Annotated in this window: 2 protein-coding genes; both read left to right on the top strand. The window is 65.9% G+C overall.

Features of this window, described 5'->3' with window-relative positions:
- On the top strand, positions 1–2797 hold a 2797-nt coding region (locus tag MWU77_RS24325), incomplete at its 5' end, for a condensation domain-containing protein (protein WP_247275018.1).
- Positions 2798–3045: 248 nt separating this feature from the next.
- Positions 3046–3335 (top strand): hypothetical protein (locus MWU77_RS24320; protein ID WP_247275017.1); only part of this gene is annotated, 290 nt, incomplete at its 3' end.

Here is a 3335-nt window from a genome sequence, read left to right as displayed (position 1 = left end):
GGGTGTCGATGTCGATGATGCGTTCGCCGGTGGTGTGTCGGTCGGTGCTGCGGTCAAGGCTGTGAAGGAGCAGTTGCTGGCGATTCCGGACCGGGGTATGGGTTATGGCCTGTTGCGGTATCTGGATGGGGAGTCGTCGGTGCGGTTGGGTGCGGTGGCGAAGTCGCCGCAGATCAGTTTCAACTATCTGGGGCGTGTGTCCGGTGCGGATGTGCCGGAGGAGTTGGCGGCGATCGGGTGGGCGCCCACGGATGCGCTCGGCAAGCTCGACGTGGTCCAGGACGCGGACATGCCCGCGAACGCTGCGGTCGACATCAACGCCGTGGTCAGCGACGGGCCCGAGGGTCCGCAGCTCGGCGCGAACATCGCGTTCCCGGCGGGGCTGCTCGATCGCGACGATGTCGACGAACTCTCCCAGCACTGGATTGCTGCGCTGAGCGCCCTCGCGGAGTACGCGACGGGGCCTCAGGCAGGTGGACTCACCCCTTCGGATCTGCCGCTTGTCGACCTCGATCAGACCGAGATCGAACACTGGGAGCGCCGCTACCCGGCGCTCGACGACGTGTGGCCACTCTCACCTCTGCAGTCCGGTCTGCTGTTCCACGCATCGATGATCGACGAGAGTCACGTCGATGTGTACACGATGCAGGCGGTGCTCGACCTCGAAGGCACAGTCGACGTGGAGCGCCTGCGCGGTGCAGGTCAGGCGTTGCTCGACCGGTACCCGAATCTCCGCACCGCGTTCGTCACCGACGACAAGGGCGACTCGGTTCAGTTGGTGCTCGACGAGGTCGAACTGCCTTGGAAACAGGTCGATCTCGGAGATCTACCGGTCGACCGTCACGAGGCGGAACTCGAGGAGGTGCTTGCAGCCGAGCAGGCCCGCCGGTTCGACATGGAGACAGCTCCGCTGATGCGGTTCCTGCTCGTGAAGGAAGCAGATGACCGGTACCACCTCGCGGTCACGAGCCACCACATCCTGCTCGACGGCTGGTCGATGCCGCTGCTCATGCAGGACCTGATGGCCCTGTACGTGCTGCGCGGAGATCAGTCGTTGCTGCCGCGTGTCCGCTCCTACCGCAACTTCCTGTCCTGGTTGTCGGAGCAGAATCGCGACGACTCCCTCGATGCGTGGGCGGACACCCTGCGCGGCGTCGAGGAGCCGACGATCCTGGCACCGGTCGTTCGCGACGCGGACAACGACACGATCGCCACGGTGTCGGTGCTCTACGACACCGAACGGACCGCGCGGTTGACCACGCTCGCCGGACAGCTCGGCGTGACGGTCAACACACTGGTCCAGGCGGCGTGGGCAGTGCTCGCCGGTCGGTTGACCGGACGGAACGACGTGGTGTTCGGCGCGACCGTCTCCGGACGCCCCGCAGACCTGCCCGGCGTGGAGTCGATGGTGGGTCTGTTCATCAACACGCTGCCGGTCCGGGTGAACGCCGAACCGGACGAGTCGGTCGAGGCATTGCTTACGCGTCTGCAGGCGGAGCAGGCCGGACTCCTCGATCACCACTACGTCGGCCTGTCCGACATCGAACAGCGCGCAGGCACCCCGATCGGGTTCGATTCGCTGCTGGTGTTCGAGTCCTATCCGATCGACCGCGAAGCACTGTCCGATGCGGCAGGCTCGATCGAGGGGATGACCATCACGGGGGTGAATGTCAAGGACGCGACGCACTACCCGATCACGCTGCTCACCGTCGCCGACACCGCAATCGACTTCACGTTCAAGTACCTCGAGCGTTTCTTCGACGAGGCCGCGATCTCGCGGGTCTCCGAGCAGTTCGTCCGGGTGCTCGACGCGTTCGTCGATGACCCGGACGCTCCGGTCGGTGACATCGATCTGCTCGGTGCCGACGAGGCGGCCCGCATCGTCGAGGAATCGGGACCGGCGACTCCGGTCGTCACATCCGCGGCACGCACCCTGGCCACCGTCCTCGGTGAGGTCCTCGAGGAGGACCCGTCCGCTCCGGCTCTGGCGGTACCTGCGGACGCGGCTACCGGCGAGGAAGGACGCGAGTTCTCGTACCGGCAACTCGACGAGCAGTCGTCGCAGCTTGCCCGTGTGCTCATCGCACGCGGTCTGGGAACCGGGGACATCGTGGCCATCGCGATACCGAGGTCGGTGGCTTCGGTGGTCGCGCAATGGGCCGTGGTGAAGACCGGCGCGGCCCTTGCGATCGTCGACTCTCAGCGGTGGACGACAACTGTGCCGTCGGGTGCGGTGCTCGGCTTGACCGTTGCGGCCGTGACCGCAAGCACACCGGCCGGCGACTGGCTCGTGATCGACGACGAGGCGTTCACACGAGAAAGTGCAGCGATGCCGGCGGATCCGGTCACATATGCCGATCGTGTGCGTCCGGTCGAGCCGTCCGACCCCGCGGTTGTTCTCGATTCGCGAACGCTTTCCAACGCGGAAGCGGTCGATCTGCTCGCTACGCTGCGCGACCGGTACTCGATGACCTACGAGTCCCGGAGTGCGGCGGTTTCGACAGCGGGTATCAACGGTCCGGGAGCGACGGCACTGGCGCTCGAACAGTTGCTCGTCACCGCGACGGGAGCGGCCGTCGTGCTCGTGCCGGAGGGCATCTTCGGTGGTGAGGACCTCGATGGGCTCCTCTACAACGAATGGGTCACGCACGCCCACCTCCCTGCGGCGTCCCTGGAGACCCTCGAACCCGGTCTCGAAGACCTCGCAGTGGTCGTGGTTGTCGATGAAGCGCCCGCGGGAGTGCTCACACAGTGGCAGAGTGCACATCAAGTGCACATAGTTGCTGACCAGCATTGATGCGCGTGGGGTCGCCGAGAGGCGGCCCCACGATCGTTCGCCTGCAGGTGTCGAGTTCGGCCGACGGTAACGTCGAAGCTGCCCGGAGAGATCTAACCAAGAGGTTACTAACGGGTAAGGAAAGCTCGCCGGTACAGATGACTATGCTGGCTCGGTTCGCATCAGGCGAGCTTTGAGGTACCGAAAGCGAAGGGTGTGGGCTTTACATGCGTTCACGACACGACGGCGGCTCGGATGGGGTTACTCCGATGAATGCCCCGCAGTCGAACGAGTCGAAGCCGACGGTACCCGACTCGAGCCTCGAAGCTCCGGGACAGAGCGCACGGCGCCGTACCACCGAGCGCGGCGGTGGCCGCGCCCCTCGACCGGCCAGAGCTCCGCGGGCACCTCGCGCCGAGCGTCCCGCCCGTGGGCGTGGTCGGGGTGTGGTGTTGCCGCAGTTGTTGGTGTCGGCGGTGGAGTCGTGTGGTGATGCGGTGGCGGTGGTTGCTGGTGGGCGGTCGTTGTCGTATCGGGAGCTCGATGAGGTGTCGTCGCG

The sequence above is a fragment of the Rhodococcus sp. F64268 genome, from assembly GCF_023015605.1.
In the GTDB taxonomy this organism is placed as follows: Bacteria; Actinomycetota; Actinomycetes; order Mycobacteriales; family Mycobacteriaceae; genus Rhodococcus.
Note: the sequence above shows the minus strand (reverse complement) of the source record. Positions and strands in the feature narration are given on the sequence as shown.